At 45.3% G+C, this 22,023-nt stretch carries 24 protein-coding genes; 7 read left to right on the top strand and 17 right to left on the bottom strand.

Annotated features, from left to right (window positions below):
- Positions 1-78: 78 nt before the first annotated feature.
- The 4 genes from ACLSSO_RS08920 (at position 79) to ACLSSO_RS08905 (ending at position 4,459) form a co-directional block, all read left to right on the top strand.
- Positions 79-1,533 carry a hypothetical protein gene (locus ACLSSO_RS08920; RefSeq protein WP_413944717.1) on the top strand — a complete coding sequence of 485 codons (1,455 nt, stop codon included), beginning with the start codon at positions 79-81 and terminating at the stop codon, positions 1,531-1,533.
- Positions 1,534-1,551: 18 nt separating this feature from the next.
- The gene (locus ACLSSO_RS08915; protein ID WP_413944716.1) at positions 1,552-3,213 is read left to right on the top strand and encodes a protein-arginine deiminase family protein; all 1,662 of its coding nucleotides are present in this window, start codon (positions 1,552-1,554) and stop codon (positions 3,211-3,213) included.
- Positions 3,210-3,707, top strand: a complete 498-nt coding sequence (locus tag ACLSSO_RS08910; protein WP_413944715.1) for a hypothetical protein — start codon at positions 3,210-3,212, stop codon at positions 3,705-3,707. The genes ACLSSO_RS08915 and ACLSSO_RS08910 overlap by 4 nt, the downstream gene beginning before the upstream one ends.
- A gap of 101 nt (positions 3,708-3,808) precedes the next feature.
- Complete coding sequence (locus ACLSSO_RS08905; RefSeq protein ID WP_295905024.1) at positions 3,809-4,459, top strand: thermonuclease family protein; 651 nt, start codon at positions 3,809-3,811, stop codon at positions 4,457-4,459.
- A gap of 33 nt (positions 4,460-4,492) precedes the next feature.
- On the opposite strand, the gene tsaE is transcribed toward ACLSSO_RS08905, so the two are convergent.
- The 11 genes from tsaE to ACLSSO_RS08850 all read right to left on the bottom strand — a co-directional run bounded on the left by tsaE (position 4,493) and on the right by ACLSSO_RS08850 (position 13,820).
- Complete coding sequence (gene tsaE, locus ACLSSO_RS08900) at positions 4,493-4,909, bottom strand: tRNA (adenosine(37)-N6)-threonylcarbamoyltransferase complex ATPase subunit type 1 TsaE (RefSeq protein WP_295905022.1); 417 nt, start codon at positions 4,907-4,909, stop codon at positions 4,493-4,495.
- Positions 4,910-4,938: 29 nt separating this feature from the next.
- Positions 4,939-5,664 (bottom strand): pyridoxine 5'-phosphate synthase, encoded by a 726-nt coding sequence (locus ACLSSO_RS08895; RefSeq protein ID WP_295905020.1) that lies wholly within the window; start codon positions 5,662-5,664, stop codon positions 4,939-4,941.
- 1 nt (position 5,665) lies between these two features.
- Positions 5,666-7,069, bottom strand: a complete 1,404-nt coding sequence (gene glmM / locus ACLSSO_RS08890; protein WP_295905018.1) for a phosphoglucosamine mutase — start codon at positions 7,067-7,069, stop codon at positions 5,666-5,668.
- Entirely contained in the window at positions 7,047-7,469 is a 423-nt protein-coding gene (locus tag ACLSSO_RS08885; RefSeq protein WP_295905016.1) for a hypothetical protein, read from the bottom strand. The genes glmM and ACLSSO_RS08885 overlap by 23 nt, the downstream gene beginning before the upstream one ends.
- Positions 7,469-8,281 (bottom strand): diadenylate cyclase CdaA, encoded by an 813-nt coding sequence (gene cdaA / locus ACLSSO_RS08880; protein ID WP_295905014.1) that lies wholly within the window; start codon positions 8,279-8,281, stop codon positions 7,469-7,471. The genes ACLSSO_RS08885 and cdaA overlap by 1 nt, the downstream gene beginning before the upstream one ends.
- A 62-nt stretch (positions 8,282-8,343) precedes the next feature.
- Positions 8,344-10,284 carry an ATP-dependent zinc metalloprotease FtsH gene (gene ftsH / locus ACLSSO_RS08875; protein ID WP_295905011.1) on the bottom strand — a complete coding sequence of 647 codons (1,941 nt, stop codon included), beginning with the start codon at positions 10,282-10,284 and terminating at the stop codon, positions 8,344-8,346.
- 98 nt (positions 10,285-10,382) lie between these two features.
- A complete protein-coding gene (gene tilS, locus ACLSSO_RS08870; RefSeq protein ID WP_295905009.1) occupies positions 10,383-11,333 on the bottom strand; it encodes a tRNA lysidine(34) synthetase TilS in 951 nt (316 codons plus the stop codon).
- Complete coding sequence (locus tag ACLSSO_RS08865; RefSeq protein WP_413944714.1) at positions 11,330-12,685, bottom strand: aldehyde dehydrogenase family protein; 1,356 nt, start codon at positions 12,683-12,685, stop codon at positions 11,330-11,332. Before ACLSSO_RS08865 ends, tilS begins: the two co-directional genes overlap by 4 nt.
- 67 nt (positions 12,686-12,752) lie before the next feature.
- Positions 12,753-12,986, bottom strand: coding sequence for a hypothetical protein (locus ACLSSO_RS08860; RefSeq protein ID WP_295905006.1), 234 nt, complete (start codon positions 12,984-12,986; stop codon positions 12,753-12,755).
- A gap of 53 nt (positions 12,987-13,039) precedes the next feature.
- Complete coding sequence (locus ACLSSO_RS08855; protein ID WP_413944713.1) at positions 13,040-13,399, bottom strand: hypothetical protein; 360 nt, start codon at positions 13,397-13,399, stop codon at positions 13,040-13,042.
- A complete protein-coding gene (locus ACLSSO_RS08850) occupies positions 13,389-13,820 on the bottom strand; it encodes a type II toxin-antitoxin system RatA family toxin (protein ID WP_413944712.1) in 432 nt (143 codons plus the stop codon). Before ACLSSO_RS08850 ends, ACLSSO_RS08855 begins: the two co-directional genes overlap by 11 nt.
- Positions 13,821-13,991: 171 nt before the next feature.
- Here ACLSSO_RS08850 and ACLSSO_RS08845 point away from each other — a divergent pair, with 171 nt between their 5' ends.
- Entirely contained in the window at positions 13,992-14,900 is a 909-nt protein-coding gene (locus ACLSSO_RS08845; protein ID WP_413944711.1) for an NADP-dependent oxidoreductase, read from the top strand.
- Here ACLSSO_RS08845 and ACLSSO_RS08840 read toward each other — a convergent pair.
- From ACLSSO_RS08840 to ACLSSO_RS08830, 3 genes are read right to left on the bottom strand one after another with little or no spacing between them, the layout of a single operon-like run.
- Positions 14,897-15,190 (bottom strand): hypothetical protein, encoded by a 294-nt coding sequence (locus ACLSSO_RS08840; protein ID WP_295906202.1) that lies wholly within the window; start codon positions 15,188-15,190, stop codon positions 14,897-14,899. The genes ACLSSO_RS08845 and ACLSSO_RS08840 overlap by 4 nt on opposite strands.
- 32 nt (positions 15,191-15,222) lie before the next feature.
- Entirely contained in the window at positions 15,223-16,185 is a 963-nt protein-coding gene (glpX, locus tag ACLSSO_RS08835) for a class II fructose-bisphosphatase (RefSeq protein WP_295906201.1), read from the bottom strand.
- On the bottom strand, positions 16,164-16,574 hold the full coding sequence (locus ACLSSO_RS08830; RefSeq protein WP_295906200.1) for an acyl-CoA thioesterase: 411 nt from the start codon (positions 16,572-16,574) through the stop codon (positions 16,164-16,166). Before ACLSSO_RS08830 ends, glpX begins: the two co-directional genes overlap by 22 nt.
- Positions 16,575-16,624: 50 nt before the next feature.
- On the opposite strand from ACLSSO_RS08830, the gene pgsA reads away from it, so the two are divergent.
- Together pgsA and ACLSSO_RS08820 are read left to right on the top strand one after the other, a co-directional pair.
- Positions 16,625-17,185, top strand: a complete 561-nt coding sequence (gene pgsA, locus ACLSSO_RS08825; protein ID WP_413944710.1) for a CDP-diacylglycerol--glycerol-3-phosphate 3-phosphatidyltransferase — start codon at positions 16,625-16,627, stop codon at positions 17,183-17,185.
- 12 nt (positions 17,186-17,197) lie between these two features.
- A complete protein-coding gene (locus tag ACLSSO_RS08820; RefSeq protein WP_295905724.1) occupies positions 17,198-17,338 on the top strand; it encodes a hypothetical protein in 141 nt (46 codons plus the stop codon).
- Between the two features lie 45 nt (positions 17,339-17,383).
- Here the strand turns inward: ACLSSO_RS08820 and aceA are convergent, their stop codons facing one another.
- The 3 genes from aceA to ACLSSO_RS08805 all read right to left on the bottom strand — a co-directional run bounded on the left by aceA (position 17,384) and on the right by ACLSSO_RS08805 (position 22,020).
- Positions 17,384-18,736: an isocitrate lyase gene (gene aceA, locus ACLSSO_RS08815; protein ID WP_413944709.1), complete on the bottom strand. Its 1,353-nt coding sequence runs from the start codon at positions 18,734-18,736 to the stop codon at positions 17,384-17,386.
- Positions 18,678-20,303: a malate synthase A gene (aceB, locus tag ACLSSO_RS08810; protein WP_413944708.1), complete on the bottom strand. Its 1,626-nt coding sequence runs from the start codon at positions 20,301-20,303 to the stop codon at positions 18,678-18,680. The genes aceA and aceB overlap by 59 nt, the downstream gene beginning before the upstream one ends.
- A 157-nt stretch (positions 20,304-20,460) precedes the next feature.
- The gene (locus ACLSSO_RS08805; RefSeq protein ID WP_295905727.1) at positions 20,461-22,020 is read right to left on the bottom strand and encodes a DHA2 family efflux MFS transporter permease subunit; all 1,560 of its coding nucleotides are present in this window, start codon (positions 22,018-22,020) and stop codon (positions 20,461-20,463) included.
- Between the last annotated feature and the right edge of the window lie 3 nt (positions 22,021-22,023).

Genomic DNA, 22,023 nt, shown 5'->3' with positions numbered 1-22,023 from the left:
CTACCGCCCGGAGGGCAGAAGCTGGACTAGACCTCGGATTTCCTTATGTTTTACCCCAATCTACCGATAAACAAAGAGATGAGTCATCACGTATGGTTTGAACATTTTAAAGAGCAACTTCAAGGACTTACAGAATCATTTGAACAAAGTGGTTCGCCTTTGAGTCTTTTGGGTTACGCCTTGAAGGAACAACGCCTCCGCTCGGATGATTATTTACCGTGGGCGATGACTCACTACAAACTACCGAAACTTCAGTCACGATTTTTTACAGAGACTCCTCTATCCCAGGAAATGTTCGCAAAGTGGGCGACCCATTACCCGTGGTCTGCGGAGTGTCTGCCTGTGGCGGAGTGGGACGGTTCACTCATCGTGGCTTGTCTTCAACCGCCACAGGATTTCCCTTCTACACCTTCAAGCGTTATTGTCTTAGCGAGTTTTGAAGACTTGCAAGAGGCTTGGAGAAAGCTTCATCCTGAAAAAGCCGCTTCAACACCCGTTTCACCGGTTGTTGAAGATGCGCCCGAAGGTATTGATCTTTCCCTAGCGACAGTGACAAAGCATGGAGCTTCCGACAGCTTTTCGTTTGATGATCTTGGTGTTGATGAAGAAAAAGCTTCAGAGACTCTTGAAGAGTCCGCTGAAAAATCAGAGAGCATGGATGGTCTTTTTGATGGACCGACCGTAATTCGCTTAGAGGCTTTGTCTTCAAAAGAAGAAACTCCGGCGGCGAACTCAAATCCTTCTATTGAAGTTGTTTCTTCAACTTCAGATTCTGCTTTGCAGGAATTCTCTGCAGAGTTAGAGCCAAAAACACAAGTCGATGAATTGATTTTAAATGAAGAGAAGACGCCGATTCCTGTAGAGGCGGCAAAGACATCCGTCACACCGGTTGCGGCGACACCAGCCTCAGCGATCGCAGAGTCTTCGGCTCCGAAAAAAGTTCCGCCACCTCCTCCAAAGTCGGAGATGCCTCCGCCTTTTGAAGACAGTTTCGGGAACAAACCAATTCCTATCGTTCCCCGTCCTGCAGGCGTCGCAAAACCAACAATCAATCCTGTGGCGAGTGGAAATTTCTCGTTAGAAAAAATGAAAAAGAAAAATGCGGCTTTGATGAACGAAAAGGTGAAACAAGCCTTGAGTGAAATGAAAGTGCATTTTGAAAAATCCATGATTTTGACTTTGGACGATCAAGAAACGCAATTGACAGCTTTTGCTTGGGACGAAAACTTCCAGGGCATGAAAGACACATCGATGCGTGTTCCTTTGAAAACGCCAAGTATTTTTAATATCGTGGCTTCTACACAAAAATCCTTCCATGGATATATCTCTTTAAACGAGATCAACGAAAAATTCTTTGAAGGTTGGAACCAAGGCCGCATCCCAGATCATGTGACGATTTCCCCTATTGTTGTGAATGAAAAACTGGTGGGAATGCTCATGGGTTTTGCGGAAAAATCCGCTTACAACAAAATCTCTTTAAATCTGGCTGAAAAACTATCGACCGATTTTGTTAAAGGACTGCAAGCAGCTTAAAAATAAACAGGAGTTTCGGTGACGTTTTTTCTCCTCCTCATTAATTTAGTCTTCGCTCAAGGTCAAAACGCCTGCTCACAACACAATCCGATGAGTCCCGATGTGCCCGCATGTCCCACGACAGGCAGCACTCTTCTTTCCGAAAATTATCCGATCATGGCGGCCACAGTTTCTGACTACGAAGGCGGTCCTGAGTGGGTGAAGTCTTATGTAACGAAAGTCATGAAGGCACAACCGCAAAAACCTCCGCAGTTTTTTCTTCACGTGACATCAGAAACTTATGAGTCCGTTGTTGCCGAACTTCGCAAACAGGCTCCATCTCCGCAAGTTGCCGATCAGTGGATCAAAGGTTTAACCCGTGTTGAAGGAAACAATCGCTGGAACTGGCAGCAGGATTATTTTGACAACTTTTATAATCCTAAAACCGGTCAACCGGTTCTTCGTGAAGTTCAGGGTTACGGGCGCCATGGAGATTCCTACACTTCTATGATCAATTCCACCGCTAAAGAATGTAATATTCATGCGGGTGTATTATTAGAAAATACTCAATACAAATCCGGTCACAGCGGTGGAAACATTGAAGCCGTCAACGGACTTTGTCTTTTAGGAGCTGATCATTTTACCAACAATGAGTGGGACTCTTACGCTAAATCCACTTGCACAAATATGGAAGCCGCAGTGAAAACGCCTTCTGATTTTCTTAAGGTGGGTCATACAGATGAGATGTTTAAAACTCTCAAAGACCCTTCGCAAAAACCGCCTTGCGATTTTGCCTTGGCGTTTGCGAGTCCTAAAAAAGGTCTTGAAGTTTTAAAAGGAAATCCCGACGGAAAAGTTTTCGATTTTCCCGGAGTCTCAGGCGAAGAACTTCTCACTCGTGTGAGACAATCAGGGTATCGTGAAATTTGTGCGGCTTACACGGCCAGCAAAAGATCACAAAATTTACCGCCGTCTCCAGGAAAAACTCGCTCAGGAAAAGGCGTTTCTCAATTGCTTTGGGAACTGTCGATCACCAAATCTTTTGCCGGCGTTCTTTCGCTCACGGACCCAAGAGTTGAAAGTCTCTACAAGGAACTTCAGGCCCTTGATGATATGGAACCTAAATCGGCGGAAGAAAGACAGCGCCTGGTCACTCGCAAAAGTGAAATCCTCAATAAAATAAAACGTCAAATGAAAAAAGCCGGTTATTTGAAATCAAACGCAAAAATGGAAGAAGCCAAAGAATGCCTTCAAATGACGAACAAGGATTTGGCGAAAATCATTGAGTCAGATAAAGAATTTAAAGACTTCAATGAATCCGTTGAAAAAGCCATTCAACAATTCAAAAAAGATCTTTTAGCTAAACTGAAACAGAAATACCCTCAATGTTCTCCAAAGACTCTCGATATTCCCGACATCTATCAGGGTATGATGGACTACGATAAACAGCCCGCATCGTATGCGATGGGCACAGGACTTTCCTTATTTCCGAATCCCACAAATGGTGAGATTGTCGGAAATACCTACATCATGCCGGATCCTGTGAATCCCGCTTTTAAAGCTGACATCGACAAGCAGATAAAAGGCCTCGGATTAAAAACAGATTACATCGACACCCATTTTGCTCACGTCCAACAAGGCAACTTGCATTGTTCGAGTCATGCCATTCGCTACTGCCGTCCTCAAGGAGGTAAGAAATGATAAAAACCGCTCTCAGTACATTTCTTTTTTTGGGGATTCTTAATACCGCCTCTGCCGCTGAGCCTCTTTACTCTTGCAAACTCAATGATGCATGGCTGGAAAAACAAAATCTTTCTGGTTTTGTGAATGTCAGTGATTTGGATCATGCTGAAATTAAAATCACTTCGTCGTCAGACACTGTCACCTGCCCTATGGCGGTTGAAAGTGTGCAGGACAGTTCTTCGGGTAAAATTTCCGAAGTCGTTTTTAAAACGATTCCGGAAGCTTGCAGTCCCTTTGAAAAATCGTTCAATCGTCATCTACGTAAACGCATCACTTTAAATGTTTCCACTCAACCTGGAGTTCCTCCCTCTGCACAGATTGCTTGGCGAAACCGCACCGGTTATTCCGACTGCGAAGAGGTTACCAATAATCTAAAAGATCACGGAATTGGCACTCGCTTTCCGCAGTCACAGGAGAATCCTCTGAACAAGAAAAGCAAAGGCAGCAAATAAAGCGTCGGTTTTTTAGACACTTTAGTATTTCCTACTGACTTAGAAGCCTCGATTTAGAGGCTTCTTGCGTTTCCGGATTACTCGAATTAAGACTGCAATTTATGAATTACCTACGCAGTCTTTTATTATTGATCCTTCTTTTCCCTGCCACTCTTTTTGCCGAAGGCATTCGTTTAAAGGTTGTGAGCGTTCACGATGGCGATACGCTGACAGCCGTGGGTGTTGACGATGACGAAAGATACAAAGTGCGTTTGATGGGTGTTGATACTCCCGAAGTCGATTTTTATAAGAACACTCAAGGTGATGTTTCTTTAAAAGCTCGTGACGCTTTAAGAGCAATGGCACCGGAGGGTTCCGTTCTTATTCTTTCTGAAGACAGTGATGTAGATAAACATGGACGTATCTTAGGTCGATTACTTAAAGACGGAAAAGATTTGAATGAGGAAATGCTTCGTCAAGGTTGGGGCATGATTTATTTCATCTACCCTTTTGATAAAGGTGTCGTGAGTAAATACAGCAAAGCCGCGAAAGAAGCTTTCGACAATAAACGTGGCGTATTCTCGAATGATTATAAAGAAACGGAAGCTCCGTACTTATTCCGCTTAAGAGTTCGTAAACAAGTCGGCAGAAATCCTGTTGGCGATTTTGAACTTAAAAAAGTTCTTTCTCCGGAAAATATCGAGCAGATCCCCGTCTGGAAAAGAGTATTCTTCCCTGACTACGATTTAGCTTATAAAAACGGATATAACTAACGCAAGACAATGCAAAAAGGTACGGCGTACCTTTTAGACGACTCGGCAGAGGATTTTTCGAGACTCTGCCGATGTTTTTTCAAACTTCACTTCGACTCTTTGCCAATTGAGCGGCAAATAATCAAAATCCAGGCGATTCGCCCATTCGATAATAATCAGACCTTGTTTCGGAGCGAAGAGATCCCAAAAGCCGGAGCTTTCTAAATCATCGTCGTCTTTCAAGCGATAAAGATCGATATGGTCTAGTGATTTTCCTTCGGCGTTTTCATAGCGCAGATGAATCGCAAAGGACGGCGATTGAACGTCCCGCATCCCGAGGATTTCGGCAATCATTTGCACAGACGTCGTTTTGCCAGCACCGACATCACCGCTCATTAGTAAAATGCAGCGATCACTCAAGTGTGGCAAAAATTCTTTCCAGAACTCTTTAAGCTCAATGAGATTCTTCACTGTTCTTTCCGAGTTCAGGATTGTCGACATTACTTTAAGATCTTTCTCATCTTACGAACAGACGCTTCAAGACCGTCCTCAAGAGCGTAACAGATCAACGAGTGACCGATGTTCACTTCTTGAAGGTAGGGAAGTTTGTTGATGAGTTTTGAATGGTGATAATCAAGACCATGACCGGCGTGAACATTAAGACCTAAGTAATTGGCCCACTCTGCTGCATCCACCAAACGATCCCATTCTTTTTGTTTACGAGGACCTGTGAGGTGAACCCATTTTCCTGTGTGAAATTCAACAGCGTCAGCTCCAATTTCATAAGACGCTTCAACTTGCTCAAGGGAAGGCTCAATAAACATCGAAATCTCGATACCGATACGTTGAAGTTTTTCAACCATCGGAGCCATTTTCTTAAAGCCTTTCTTTACGTCAAGGCCACCCTCTGTTGTTAGCTCGGCTCTTTTTTCAGGAACAAAGCACACCCAATCAGGACGGTATTTTTTCGCAAACGAAACCATTTGCGGAGTCGCTGCCATTTCCAAATTCAAAGGCACAGGACAAGACTTCGAGAGAAGCTTTAAGTCTTCCAACTGAATATGACGACGGTCTTCACGAAGATGGATCGTGATTTGTTCAGCGCCACCTTTCACGGATTTCTTTACCATATCCAAAAGATTCGGATAAGGCGTAGTTCCACCTCGAACCTGACGTAGGGTTGCTACGTGGTCCACATTCACACCAAGGCGAATTTTATGTTTCATACTATGACAGCTCTTTTTCTAGGAAGGAGGCGATCTCTTCGGCAAACATATTGATTTGCGCTTTATCGGGTCCCTCGACAAGAACGCGGATCACCGGCTCTGTGCCTGAGAAACGAACGAATACACGTCCATCGCCATTGAGTTTCTTTTCAATTGTACGGATCAGATCATTGTAGCCAGCAAGCTCATGAAGCTCTGTGCGGCGCTTTACACGGCAGTTGATAAGAACCTGAGGCACGTCTTCAAAAACGCGATTCAGTTCACTCATTTTCTTACCCGTTTGTTTCATCACCGCAAGGACACCCAAGGCTGCGATACAACCGTCCCCTGTTGTCGTGTGATCCAAGAAAATAATGTGACCTGATTGTTCACCGCCCAGGTTGTAACCATTTTTTCTCATCTCTTCGACAACGTATTTATCACCAACGCCCGTTTTCACAAGCTTGATGCCTGCTTCATTCATGCGTTTTTCAAGACCGAAGTTCGACATCTGTGTTGCCACCAAGGTGTCACCTTTCAACAGACCACGCTCTTTCATATGAAGAGCACAGATCGCAAGAATACGGTCTCCGTTTACGATCTCCCCTTTTTCATCCACCATGATCACGCGATCAGCATCACCATCAAGACTGATACCAACATCCGCACGGTACTGTTGAACCGCTTCAGAAAGTTTTTGTGGATAAAGAGCACCGACTTTGTCGTTGATGTTTGTTCCATTAGGATCGTCACCCAATTGAATCACTTCGGCACCCAACTCCTGGAATACAGACGGAGCGACTTTGTAAGAGGCCCCATTCGCTGTATCAAGAACGATGCGCATTCCATCCAGTGTGTATTCAAGAGGGAACGTGCCTTTAACGTAAACGATGTAACGACCTTGCGAGTCTTCGATACGTTTCGTGCGGCCGATTTCTTTGCTTGGAGGCAACAAAGCACTGAGGTCCTCTTCAAGAACCAAGCGCTCAATTTCTTTTTCCATCTCTTCAGAAATTTTAAAACCATCTGCGCCGAAAACTTTAATACCGTTATCGTGGAATGGATTGTGAGAAGCGGAAATCACGATTCCCGCCGCGGCTCTCATCGTGCGAGTTAAATAACCAATACCCGGAGTTGGGAGTGGGCCTACAAGTTGAACGAAGATTCCCATGGAGTTCAAACCGCTCGCCAAAGCTTGTTCGATCATATAACCAGAAAGACGCGTGTCTTTTCCGATAACCACTTTACGAGACGCCGCAGGAAGATGCTGAGCTTGCTTTTGAAGCATGTAACCAATCGCCTGACCGATTTTAACAACCATGTCTGGAGTCATGGGCCACTGATTGGCAGTCCCACGGATACCATCCGTACCGAACAACTTCGAAGATTTCTTATCAACCACTTTACTGACCTTTTTGTTCGTCATGAGTTGGGCCTTTCACTTTTACGACTTCCGCCTGGATCTGATTAGGACGGACACCCAGAATTCTTACACCAATGGGCACTTCTATTTTATTCAAAGGAATGTCGACATAAACGACCCCTTCGCCCCTTTGTGAAATATCAAGAGAAATACTCTGAGATAAAGAACTCTCCAAGAACTTTTTTAAAGCCGATCTCGGGCCCGAAACTTTTACCTTGATGTGGTCTGTAGTCTGCGCCACGACATGGGTTCCTGGAGCTGTTACAAGCTCAATATCAATGTTTTTACTTAAGACAAAGTCTCTGCGCCCTAGGATAGTCAGCCATAAGATCAAAGAAATAAAAAGAGCGACAACTTTATAGCTGAAATTTTCAGTCAGCATATTCGACCAGCGGCGTTTCATTACGACACCTCCCCTTGTTGAGAGAAGGCTTTGTATTTAAGGCCGAAAGTTTCATAGAGGGCTTTACGGATGTCACCTAATTCCACATTCGGACTCAAGTGACCCCCTTGAACGATACCGATGGATTTATTTTCTTCAGAGACCACAAAAACCAAGGCATCGGTTTCTTCAGTCAAACCGATTGCGGCTCTGTGACGAGTTCCCAAGTTTTTATCAAGGGCTGGATTTTTACTAAGAGGCAGGAAACAACCTGCGGAGTGAATTTTTCCGTTACGAATTAAAACCGCCCCATCATGCATGGGGCTTTCCGGATGGAAGATGGAAGCTAAAAGTTCCGCCGAAACTTTCGAATCCATTTCTGTTCCAAATTCGATGTGGTAGTCGATCACGATCTCACGCTCAACCACCACCAAAGCGCCGAAACCTTTTTGTGCGGTGAGAATTACGCCCTTCGCGATTTCTTCAATCACTTGAGTTTCTTGAATTGTTGAAGCATCGCTAAAGAACGGATTGCTTCCGATATGAGCCAAGGCCCGACGAATCTCCCCTTGGAACAAGACAACCACGATCACAAAAAGATTTGAGAAGAATTTTTCTAAGATCCAGTTAAAGGTGAAAAGCTCAAGCCAGATACTTAAGATGTATCCGATGGCAAGAACTCCCAAACCGGAGAGCATTTGGATGGTGCCGGTTCTTTTGATCAGAACCAGAATGCGATACACAACCATCCACACGAGAAGCATGTCTATCGCGTCTTGAACGCGCAGATGCTGGACGATGAATACCAAGTTGTCGACAAACTGTTGCAACATCAAGATGCCTCTAAAACGTTAAAAGGCCCAGGCGATCTGCCTGAGCCGTTGTCTGCAAAAAATTAAATTGTCACAGGACCGGTGTTACCCACGGGGTCGCCGGAAGTGTCCTTTTTCGGAGTCACTGCCACACCCAAGCCACCGTCCTTTTTGCTGTTACGGTATTTTTCAATCTCCGTGACAGCCGCCCCGTTCACAAGCATTTCTACTTCGTGACCGTCGATGGTTTCGTATTCAAGAAGGGCTTGCGCCAATCTTTCCAACGCATCTTTGTAGTCAGTCAAGATACGCACGGCTGTTTCGTAACCGTGATCGATAAATTTAGAAACTTCCGCATCGATTTCTTCAGCTTTAGATTCTGAATAATCTTTATGACCGGAGTGACCGTATTGCATTCCCAAGAACACTTCGCCACCACGTTTTTCAAATGCCAAAGGTCCCAATTTACTCATACCCCATTCACACACCATACGGCGCGCAATATCTGTGGCACGTTCAATGTCATTTCCAGCACCTGTTGTGACATCTTTAAAGATCACTTCTTCAGCAGCACGACCACCGAACAAGAAAGCAATCATGTTTTCTGCTTTGCTCTTAGACAAAGACACGCTTTCTTTTTCAGGCAATGTTTGCGTTACACCCAAAGCCATTCCGCGAGGAATGATTGTCACTTTATGAATTGGATCAAGACCCGCCAGTTTCTTACCAACAAGCGTGTGACCTGCTTCATGGTACGCCGTCACTTTTTTATCTTCATCCGAGATCACCATCGATTTTCTTTCAGAACCCATGATGACTTTGTCTTTCGCTTTTTCAAAGTCTTCCATCTCAAGATATTTTTTATCTGTGCGAGCTGCGATCAATGCCGCTTCATTCACCAAGTTCTCAAGATCAGCACCTGAGAAGCCCGGAGTTCCGCGCGCAATCTTTGTTGCTTCCACATCAGGTCCCAATGGCGTCTTACGCATGTGCACGGCAAGAATTTGCTCACGACCTTTAAGGTCTGGCTTATTTACAACCACACGACGGTCGAAACGACCTGGACGCAACAACGCAGGATCCAGAACGTCAGGACGGTTTGTCGCCGCAATCAAGATCACACCTTCAGAAGATTCAAAACCATCCATCTCAACAAGCAATTGGTTGAGAGTTTGCTCGCGCTCGTCATGACCGCCACCCATGCCGGCACCACGATGGCGACCTACGGCATCGATCTCGTCGATAAAGATCAAGCACGGAGCATTTTTCTTACCTTGTTCAAACAAATCACGGACACGGCTCGCACCGACACCCACGAACATCTCTACGAAGTCAGAACCAGAGATTGTAAAGAATGGCACACCCGCTTCACCCGCTACCGCGCGTGCAAGCAATGTCTTACCTGTTCCCGGAGGACCTACAAGCAAAACACCTTTAGGGATACGACCACCCAATTTTGTATATTTTTTTGGATCTTTCAAGAAGCTCACGATTTCTTGCAAGTCTTCTTTGGCTTCATCAACACCAGCTACTTCTTTGAACGTCACACGGTTTTTGTGCTCCGTCAGAAGGCGCGCACGGCTTTTTCCAAAAGACATGGCTTTACCGCCGCCGACTTGGATTTGGCGCATGATGAAGAGGAACATCGCTACGATAAGAATCAGTGGCAACCAATTCACAATAAATGTTTGGAAGAAGCCACCGCTATCAGCGCGTTCATAGTTTGGAGTGATTCCATTTTCTTGAAGAAACGCAAGGCCCTTGTCGCCGGTGTTACCCACGATCGCAAAGTGCGTTCCGTTGTACTTCTTTTCGAATTCTGGTTTTAATTCGCCAACAATCTCACTTGTGTCTTGGCGGAATGTGACAGAAGCCACTTCACCAGATTTCACCGCTTCAGAGAATTTCGGGTAGTTAAAATCAGTGATCACTTTTTGGTGCTTACTCTCATAGGCTTGAAATAGAAAAACAGCCATGATGATCAGGAAGAACCAGAGAGCCAGCGTTTTCTGAGTAGATCGCATTTCAGTTCCTTTCGGTCAGAGGTCAAGTCACCCTCAAGGGTAACACGGATGCCATCTCAAAAAAAGAAACTTCGCAAAGAGAATTACTCCCTCTCAAATCAGGACTGGACCTTGACTTGCTCTGCGTTAACTTCCCAGTGACAGCCACCGACTTTGAATGTGATCACTTTTTGTGACTTGTCCAGGCGCTTTTGAATTTCTTCAAGATGAGATTGGGAAAAATCGCGTTTTCCGAGGGCAAAAAGGTACTGCGCCAGCAATCTTTTTTGTTCAAACGGGCTTAAAGTGAGATAAAAACCACGCGAAAGCCCCTGTGTCTTATAAGACTCATTTTGACTCAGGAGATCACCCCACGGGCGATTTTCAATTTCAAGTGCGATAGTTTCAAGCGAGCGTGCTAAGGCCGCCGATGCACCTCGTGTACGACGCTCCAACTCCTTCAACCATTCTTCACGAATCCAATTACGCAAAGGGTCCAGTTTGGAGTTCGAAGGATCCTCGAAAATGCGTAATTTTTCTTCACGCAAATATTTTTTCAGTTCTTTTTTTGTGACCTCTAAAAACGGACGGAAGATGCTGTCTTTAAAAACATGCATCGCTTGAAAACCTTGCGCTCCCGTGCCGCGAATCAATCTTAACAAACGTGTTTCTAAAAGATCATCGCGATGATGTCCTGTCGCCAAGATCTGAAATTTCTCATCTTTCATCAGACGATCCAAAGCCTCGTAACGAAGCTCGCGATATTCGGCTTCGGATTTGGCAAGCATCGAAGATTTCAGAGGGAAAAAACTAATGCCTAGTTTTTTACAGAGCTTTTCGCAAAAAACTTGCGCTTCTTTGCGATACTCCTGATTGGAGTCTTCGCCGTGATGAAAATAACAAGCGCCTAAAAGTTCTTTTTTATGAATTTTGGAAAGCACACGAAGAAGAGCGACTGAGTCCGTGCCGCCCGAAAGAGCAATCAGGATCTTTTTTTCCTGCAAGGAGTGAAGTTTAATCAATTTCCAAACATGATGATCCAGATCCTGCTTTGCTCTTAGTAACTTCACTTCATTACCCCTGCAACGGCCACCGTTTTAATATTTACGAACTCGAGAATTCCAAAATGTCCCAATTCCCGTCCGTAGCCGGACTCTTTCACGCCCCCGAACGGAATGCGTGGGTCGGACTTCACATAATCATTCACCACGACAAATCCGGCCTGCAACTCTTTTTCTATGAGTTCTTTTCCTTTTTTAAGATCGCGCGTGAAGATGCCACCACCAAGTCCATACGGAGAGGAATTCGCCGCCTTCAGGGCCTCCTGCGTGTTTTTAACAACAAGGATCGAGGCAACAGGACCAAACACTTCCATCTTATGAATTTCAGGATGGTCTTTTTCAAAAACAATCACCGTCGCCGGATAATAAGCGCCCGCACCTTGAGGAGCCGATCCTCCCAAAACCACTTTACCGCCCCAGGATTTTAGTTTTTCAACTTGCTCCACGATTTGTTTTTGAAATTTCACACTCGCCAGCGGAGCGATTTCCGTGGCCTTCATTTCTTTAACAAAAATATCAATGAACTCTTTAGAGACTTTTTCATCGACAATAAATCTTTTTCCCGCGACACAGCTTTGCCCACAATTTACCAAGCGCGCCTTCACACATGTCTTTGCGGCCATTTCCACATCGGCATCATCAAGAACCAAGTAAGCATCACTGCCACCTAATTCCAAAACGATCTTTTTCAAATTTTTAGCCGCTTCCGTGGCAACAGCTCGTCCGCCGGCACTGCTTCCGGTGAAAGTCACGCCTCGCACATTCGCATCGGCAATCACTTGTGCCGCGACCTCGTGATCGACTTGAATGTTACGCAAAAGTTTATAATTGGGAGTAAGATCCGCAAAAATTTTTCCGAGCATCTCGGCTGTGCCCGCAGTGAGATCGGCGTGCTTTAAGACGATCACATTTCCCGCCATCAAGGCTGGTGCCGCAAAACGAATCGTCTGCCACACCGGGAAATTCCAAGGCATGATACTAAAAACAACTCCCAAGGGCTGAAAACTGACTTCAGCGGAAGTGTAAGGCGACGACACCGCCGGTTGATTGCGCAACATTCCGGGAGCTTCTTTCGCATAGAACTCGCAAGTGACAGCACACTTTTCGATTTCAGCTTTACCTTCACTCAGAAGTTTTCCCATTTCCTGATTCATCATTTGCGCAAACTCAGTTTTATGAGCGCGCAAAGCCGCCGCCAATTTATGAAGAGCCTGGGAACGTTCTTCCCAAGAAGCCTTTCGCCAAATTTGAAAATCTTGAGACGCGGCTTGAATCGCTTTCTGCGCTTCATCCCAAGTGACATGTTGATAAGTTTTAAGGGTGTCTCCGGTTGCAGGATTGACAGTTGAAAATGAACTCATAACAACCTCCAAGAAAAGGCTGCCATAAACAAAGCCCCAGGTAAACCGCGGAGCAGTAGAGTTGTAGTTAGAGTGCTGTAAAGACTTGTTGAAAGGACACAACAAGACCCACAAGGAAAGCACCTGTCATAGCGCCCCAAGCGACAGACTTGTAGAACTTGCCAAGCTGCATTGCCGCACGCGCATAAGGTCTTTCAGACGCGAGAAGCGGAATCGGCGTCACAACGGTTTTGATAAACTGATGACAGCATCCGCAAAACAAAACGACTGAAATAAGGCTTAAAAGTTCGTGTTCCATCATAGGGAACTTATCGGCCAAAAGCGTCTCAACTTGAGATCGCCCTTGGTCGAGTTTTAGGATTTTTCTGAAGGGTCTTTTTTAACGATATCGATTTCAGCGGTGATTTTAAACTTATGAGTTTCTGCAAACTTGGAAGCTTCTTTCACGAAATCAATTTTTTGAATGATACCGACGATTTCTTTTGTCACTCTTTGAGTGATTTCGTCTTTGGATTTATTTGCTCCCTGCAAAAGCAGATTCAGTGCTTCCTTCGGGAGTTTTAATTCAGAAACATAGGCGCGCAAGCTTTCTTCAGTCATGAAAGCCGCACTGACCCCGGCCGTAAAAACTTTTTTTACGGTGTCACCCAGAAGACCTTTCAGATCCCCCGGCTGGTCTTTTTCGTCTTTCTTTTGACTGTCATCAGACGCCATAAAGCTGTTTTACTCTCTTATGATAACTGCTGATCATATTCGGAAGATTCACGCTGACCAACGCATTTGCAATCGGACCGGGAACAAACATACTGAATGTTGCTTCCACAGTGTAAGTCGCACGCGTTTTGCCAGCTTCATTTTCAAGCTTCCATGAACCGACAGAGGTTTTAAAGACATCGCCGGAAGCAAATTCCCAGGTGATGCTGTTTGGAGCATTCTCTGTCATCCACAGATTGTATTTGAAAGATTTGATAACCTGAACGCTGTATTCAACAAGCTTTCTGTTGCCTTCGGTTTTTAAAACCGTGCACTTTTTCACTTCCGGAAGAAACTCGTGATACTTTTCGTAGTCAGAGATGATTTTAAAAAATTGCTCAGGTGTACAATTGAAAACTTCGGTGGTTGATGCTTTTGCCATAGGCTTTTAGTGTGTCTTTACAGTAACACTGAGTCAATCGCGAGCTGGACCATGGAGTGATTATGTTACATTGAGAATTCATGCGGACACCTGACATATTTCATAGGAAGCGCTTGCGGGCCTTCCCCAACAGAAGCAAGCTTCGGGAGAAATATTTTTCGGAGGTGTTTTATGAAGGTCGCAAGAATTTATTCTTATGGAAATTCAGATCAAATCAAAATCGAAGAATCACCACAGCCTCAAGTTCACAGTGAAGACATCCTGGTGAAAGTTCACGATGCCGGAGTGAATCCCGTGGACTGGAAAATCCGTGAAGGCTTTATGAAACAAACAAGTCCACACTTTCCTATCACTCTAGGGCAAGATTTTGCCGGAGAAATCGTCGCTGTCGGAGACCAAGTCCGCGATTTCAAACCGGGCGACAATGTCTTTGGTTTTGCGCCGGGCTCGTATGCGGAATACGCTTTGGTCTCTCCCTATAAAATCGCACTGATGCCGAAATCTTTAAATTACGAAGCCGCGGCTTCCATCCCTACGCCGGGATTGACAGCATGGCAGCTTCTTGAAAAAGCCCAACTCAAAGCCTATCAAAATATTCTTATTCATGGTGCTGCAGGTGGAGTTGGCTCTATAGCTTGTCAAATCGCTCTTTGGAAAAAGGCAAATGTGATGGGCACAGCTTCTGCCGATGACGTTTCATATTTAAAAAAATTAGGTGTGCAACGAACGATTGACTATAAAAAAGACCGCTTTGAAGAATTCGCCAAGGACATTGATGTCGTGATCGACCTTGTCGGAGGCGACACGCTGGCGCGCTCTTATCAAGTGATGAAAAAAGGCGGCATTGCTTTATCAACTGTAGGCGCATTTAAAGAAGCCGACGCCGCGAAGTTCGGCGTTCAAGGGGCCAACTTTGTGATGAGTCCTAATGCCAAGGATCTTTCCGAACTTGCTAAACTCTTTGACCAAAAAGTGATTCAAGTTCGTGTGGGCGAAGTGTTACCGCTGAAAGAAGCAAAGCAAGCGCAAGACATCAGTCAAAATGGACATGCTCACGGAAAAGTGATTTTAAAAATTTAGGATTTTTTAAACAGAGCTTCGGCCGCAGCTCTTAAGGCTGCGGCTTTATCGACAGCGCCTGCGCCACCTTTGCGAGGCTGAAAGAAATCACAGAAATTAGCGCGATCTTTTTCGCGCACAACATCGGCAGAAGTTTCGCGGCATTCGTTATAAACTTTCGGATCATAAAACTCACAATTTTTGCAAACATGCACATCCGCACGACAGTGAGGACATTCCTCACGTCGCCCGATATTTCCAGAGAAGGTCATCTCTTTGTTGCAATTAAAACAAATAAGCTTTGTATCCATAATCCCCAGGGAAAAAGGTACCTGGTACCTTTTTAGTGTTTTGGTTTACGCTCAAGATCGTGTTGAGCTTCAATAGTACGGATTGTACCAGTTGCAGAACGCATGACAATAGAATGCGTTTTTGCAATACCATTCCCCAGAAAGCGAACACCTTTGAGCAAAGAACCATCCGTCACGCCGGTTGCGATAAACATCACGGAACCAGAAGCCAGTTCATCAATTGTAAATTTCTTATCTGGATCAGACAGGCCCATGCGTTTTGCGCGGGCTTTTTCTTCTTCGTTTCTGAATTTCAAACGACCTTGGAAGTCTCCGCCCAGGCATTGCATGGCTGCAGCCGAGATCACACCTTCTGGTGCTCCACCGATACCCAAGAGCAAATCAATACCAGAGTCTTCCCACGCTGCTGCCACAGCTGCAGAAACGTCACCATCACCGATCAAGTTAATACGCGCGCCGGTTTTACGAGCTTCCGCAATCAAAGCTTCATGACGAGGACGATTCAAGATCACAACAGTCACTTCGCTGACGGGTTTATTCAAAGCTTGCGCAACCGCTTTGATATTTTCTGTCGCTGATTTATCAATATCAATTTTTCCGCGAGCCGCAGGACCGCAAGCGATTTTATCCATGTAAGTGTCTGGCGCATGCAAGAATTTACCTTGCTCTGCCACTGCGATCACAGAGATCGAGCCCGGTCCACCCGTCGCACAGATCGTTGTTCCTTCCAAAGGATCTAAAGCAATGTCCAATGCCGGAGCGTCTTCTGTTTTGTGACCAACTTTTTCACCGATATAAAGCATCGGAGCTTCGTCACGCTCCCCCTCACCGATCACAACAGTTCCGTCCATGCGAATCACGTCGAAAGCTTTTCTCATGGCATCTACGGCAGCGGCATCGGCTGTTTTTTCTTCTCCACGGCCCACCCAGCGAGCGGAAGCTAAGGCTGCTGCTTCTGTCACACGTACGAATTCTAAAGCCAGGTTTCTGTCCATTGTTCACTCTCCATGGCGGCTTTCATATCAGCCGGTAATCTTAAAAGTTTTAAATCAAGTCCCAACGACACGTGCACTGTTTTCGCCACCGAACAAACTTCGCCGTTTCTTCCTCTCAAACGATATTGAAAGATGATACGATTGCCTTCGGTTTTTCCCTGCACTTCAATTTCTAAATCATCACCGAAAAAAGTCGGTTTCATGTGCTTTACTTGCGTTTCGTAAACAGCAAAGTGACTAGCTGAACCCGGTTTTTGATAATCAATCAGACCTTTTTCATGAGCCCACCCCACCCGCGCTTCTTCATAAAAACGCAAATAGTTGCTGTGATGGACGATCCCCATAAGGTCGGTCTCGTAAAACTGCACTTTGTGACGATGAATAAACATTGATTCTTTCTAGTCTAAACTGATAGGTTGAAGCAACTAAAAGGACAAAAATGGCCGTCACAGAATTTCAAAAAAGTCTTCCTATGCGAATCACCATGAGTCGCATTTTCGCAGTGCCCGTTATTGTGGCAATGATGTGGCCCAACACGCTCTACTGGAATGTGGCTGCGGCTGTCTTTTTTATTTTCGCCTCTGCGACGGATTATTTTGATGGTTATTACGCTCGCAAATACAATGCTGTCAGCAATTTCGGGAAATTCATGGATCCGATTGCCGACAAAATTTTAGTGACGAGTGTTCTGGCGATGCTTTTGGCTCAGGGTAAAATCGATGCCTGGATGGTGATCATTATTCTAGCCCGCGATAACTTTATCGGAGGCATCCGCTCCGTTGCTGCGGCAGATCAAATCATTATTGCGGCCAAACCCGCTGGTAAATGGAAAACGGCGATGCAGATGGTGGCCATTCCCATTGTAATTATTGGAAATATGGACCCCTATGTTCCGTATTTGGACAAAATTGGCTACGGCGTCTTGTGGATCAGCGTCATTTTGAGTATAACAAGCGGTATTGAGTACTATTTAGGTTACCTTAAAAGTCGGAAGACTTAGGAACGTTTTTGTATGCTTATGTACCTTTCACCAAGCAACTGGTTTTTGATTTTCTTAGCCTTTCTTTTGACCGGCTATTTAAAAATCGCGTCGGCTAAACCGACGAAACCTGTTTTCTTTGCAAGCTCTTCTTTCGCGCAAATTCTTCGTTAATATTTAAGGCGCTCCATTTCTGAAGCGCCTCTTTTTTCAAAAAATCTAATGCATTCTTGGTTGAACTTCTTGCGCTTCGAGCGGCGGCGGCTGCGCTTGCACTTCTACTTGTGGATGGAATTGTTCTTCCGTAGAGCCCTTCAAAGCCCCCGTTGAAGCTTTTCCTTCCATCACCGTTTGCAGGACATGATCAAAGTATCCTGTTCCCACTTCGGCCTGATGCTTCACCGCTGTGTAACCGTGATCAGCTGCTGCGAACTCTTTTTCTTGAAGCTTCACATAAGCACTCATGCCGTCTTGAACATACTGATGAGCTAGATCAAAAGTGTGATAGTTCACCAAGTGCCATCCCGCCAAAGTGATAAATTGAAACTTGTATCCCAATTTTCCAAGACGGTCTTGGAACTCGGCGATCTCTTGATCACTTAAATGCATTTTCCAATTAAACGACGGCGAACAATTGTAAGCCAAAATTTTTCCCGGGAACTCTTTATGAATTTCGCGAGCGAAAGTTTCGGCCTCTTTCATATCAGGCTTGGAAGTTTCAAACCACAGCACATCGGCCCAACGAGCGTACGACAGTGCACGCGCGATCGCATAATCAAGACCGCCGCGAATGACGTAGTAACCCTCAGGAGTTCTTTCTCCCGTGAGAAACGGACGATCCACGGGATCAATATCTGAAGTCATCAGAGTCGCACTCAAGGCGTCTGTTCTTGCGACGATCACAGTCGGCACATCTAATACATCGGCAGCCAAACGCGCGGCTTGTAAAGTGCGGATAAAGTTGCTCGTTGGAACAAGAACTTTTCCGGCCAAATGCCCGCATTTTTTTTCAGCTGCCAACTGATCTTCGAAATGAACTCCCGAAGCTCCGGCTTCGATCATCGATTTCATCAATTCAAAAGCATGCAATGGGCCACCAAATCCTGCTTCAGCATCGGCAATAATCGGCGCGTACCAAGAAAGACCTTTTAAATCTTTTCCGGATCGATTGGCGATTTGATCAGCGCGCATAAAAGCGTTGTTGATTCGCTTCACCAAAGAAGGAACGGAGTTTGAAGGATACAAGCTTTGGTCAGGATAAGTTTGTCCAGAGAGATTTGCATCGGCGGCGACTTGCCAACCGCTTAAATAGATCGACTGCAAACCTGCTTTCACCATTTGCACAGCTTGACCACCGGTCATCGCACCAAAGGTGCTTAGATATCCGGGACTCGTTAATCCTTTCCACAAACGACCGGCGCCCATTTCTGCCAAAGTGTATTTGACGGGCACGCTGGTGCGAAGTTTCACAACATCCATAGCCGAGTAGTTTCTTTGAATTCCAGCCCAACGTTTATCGGTGGTCCAATTGAATTCGAGCTGTCGCGCTTGAAGCTCCGGATTTAAAATCATTGTATTCTCCTTTATTTTCTATTTGGTTTAAAATTTCATAAGCGATCGTTGTGAAGAACTCCGGAAACTGCTCCGTGAGAATCAAAGAATTAAGAAAATTTGTCGCACGGTCCAGATGCGGAAGATTTTCTGGAATCAACTTCTTCACTTCATCGATTAAAATTTCCTGATACAGTTCCGGCGTGAAAACTCGTCCATCAGAAAGCTTCACGGCGTGATGGAGCCATTGCCACAGCTGACTGCGAGAGATCTCTGCCGTTGCGGCATCTTCCATCAGATTGTGTAAAGCCGCTGCACCAACGCCTGAAAGCCAGCGATCAAAATAAAGTAGACTGACGTTGATATTTGTTCGGACTCCCTCTTCAGTAATCTTTCCTTCTGCGGAAGGCATTCTCAGCAAATCACTATCCGTGATTTTCCCCGGAGGGATCATGGATTTTTGATGAGGGCCTTTGGCAAGAGCGCGATTGAGCTCTTCTTCCGCTATAGGAATAAGATCTGGATGCGCGACCCAGGTGCCATCAAAGCCAAGACACGCTTCTCGGAATTTATCTTGCGCGACCTTCATCATCGCTTTGCTATTTAGTTCAGGATCTTTTCTATTAGGAATAAACGCCGCCATGCCACCAATAGCATGGGCATCACGGCGGTGGCAGGTTTGCACCAGGAGCTGACAATAAGATTCCATCATAGGAATGGCCATTGTCACCTGCGCGCGGTCCGGAAAAATCAAATCACTATTAAAGTTAAATTTTTTGATGATGCTAAAAATATAATCCCAGCGGCCGGCATTTAAGCCCGAAGCATGATCTTTCAGAACGTAAAGAATTTCGTCCATCTCAAACGCAGCCGTGATGGTTTCAATCAACACCGTGGCACGAATGGTTCCGCGAGGAATTTTTAAACGGTCTTGGGTGAAATTAAAAACATCGTTCCACCACGCAGCCTCTTCGTGATTTTCTAATTTGGGCAAATAAAAATACGGACCGGTATTTCGCTTTAAAAGTTCATGAGCGTTGTGGAAAAAGTAAAGACCGAAATCAAAAAGCGAAGCGGAAATCGGTTCACCGCGAATTTGAAAATTCCGTTCTTCCAAATGAAGACCGCGCGGGCGCACAAGAAGTGTGGCCGTTTTTTCGTTCAAGGAATATTTCTTACCGTCTTCACTTTCGTACGTGAGCGTGTGACGTACCGCTTTTTTTAATGAATCTTGCGCAAGTAAAACGTTACTCCACATCGGAGAAAGTGAATCCTCTATATCCGCCATAAAAACTTTGGCTTTGGAATTAAGGGCGTTGATCATCATCTTCGGCTCTGCGGGGCCCGTGATTTCCACACGGCGATCTTGAAGATCTGCAGGGGCCTTTGCCACTGTCCACGCCGCTTGGCGAATGCTTAAAGTTTCTGCGGGAAAGCGGGGCTTCTGTCCCTGGGCGAATTGCTGCGCCTGAGTCCGACGTCGCAAAAGAAGATTGCGACGAAGATTGTCGAATTTTTCATGAAGAGAGATTAAAAACTCAGCGGCATCAGGCGTAATGATCTCAGTTTTTATTTTTGGTTCGTTCATGGCGACACTCCTTGACTAGCAATAAGAGTGTCTTTAGAGGCAAGTAATCGACAAGTGACGATCTTGCAATTTCCGCTCTAGTGACTTTGAGATAAAGTTTTAACTTCGAAGCTTTTGCTCTAACAGTGCCGACGGACACTGCTAGAGCTTTTAAGAATTAGTGAGCGTCAACAACCTTGTTGGTTTTTTCTTTGAAGCGCAACAAATAGAGCGGAATGAATGAGATCGCAAAAATAATCATCATCAAGAACATAAGCTGTTTAAAACTCAGCATGAAAACTTGATTTTGAATTCGTCCATAAAGACTTTTTAGTGCTGCCTCATTGCCGCTTGCCATGCCTAGACCATCGCTCATTTTTTGCGTCAAACCATTCGCTGATGAGTAATAAGCACTCTGCGCATTGGAGTTTAAGAGCGACACTTTCGTCGAGAGATCCAGATAATTCTGATGACTGTTTTTATTCAACATCGTGCCAATCAAGGCAATACCAATACTGCCTCCGATTTGACGAGCGAGATTTAACAAACCAGAAACTTGTCCCATCTCAATGCCTTTAAACTGACTCAAGATCGATGAATTGATTGGAACAAACAAGAACGCCATTCCAAATCCACGCACGAAGAGCATTCTTAAGATTTCACCTTTTGAAGACAGAGGAGAAAGAAGTGTCATTAAATACAAACACACTTCTAAAGACAGAAGCCCCACAAAGATCAACCACTTCGGATTGGTCCCTTTGTACATTCGTTGTCCCACCCAAGGCATTACGGCCACTGTGAGCAACGATCCCGGAATAAAGAGCATCCCTGTTTGAGTGGCGTCGAAATGCAAAGTTCGCGCAACATAGATCGGTAGAATAAAGACCACTCCATATAGGAAAAATCCCACCATACCCATTAACAGAACGCCATTGCTCACAATAGGTTTTAAGAACAAGCGCACGTCGATGATTGGATTTTTCACTTTCGTTTCCCACCAAACAAAAAGCGGCAAACTGACCGTGGCAACAACCGTATTGAACAAAATTAATTTTGAGGCAAACCAGTCTTCAGATTCACCACGTTCAAGAACATATTGAAGACAACCAATTCCCAGAACCAGGAACGTCAAACCCCAAATATCCAACTCGTGTTTTTCTTCCTTGTGAGCCGGATCTTTCTCGCGATCAAAGATCACCATCGCGCCAACGAAGAACGCTAGTAAACCTAATGGCAAGTTGATGTTAAAGATCGATCTCCAACCGAAAGTATCTGTGAGATAACCACCCAAAGTCGGTCCCAGCGTTGGACCGATCATCACGCTCATCCCGAAGATCGCACCGGCGATACCGGCTTTCTCTTTTGGGAATTGTTCATAGATCAATGTTTGTGACGTTGGAAGAAGAGCTCCTCCGGCAAGACCTTGCAAAATACGAAAGACCGTGAGAGTCGCAAGATTTGGAGCCAGTCCGCAAGCCACCGATGTCGCTGTAAATAACAAGATACAACCGAGATAATACGTTCTACGCCCAATGCGCTCACCCAGCCATGCTGAAACGGGAAGGACAATGGCATTGGCGATGGCGTATCCTGTGATCACCATACTGATGTCCTCTAAGGTCGCCCCTAGATTTCCCATCATGGATGGCAAAGCCACGTTCACGATCGAGGCGTCGATGATCTCTAAAAGAGAAGCCATCACCGCCACGACGACTATGAGAACACCTTCCTTTTTCATAAA

The sequence above is a fragment of the Bdellovibrio sp. HCB-162 genome (assembly GCF_047344985.1).
Taxonomy (GTDB): Bacteria; Bdellovibrionota; Bdellovibrionia; order Bdellovibrionales; family Bdellovibrionaceae; genus Bdellovibrio.
The sequence above is the reverse complement of the archived record's forward strand: the minus strand, read 5'-3'. Positions and strand labels throughout refer to the sequence as shown.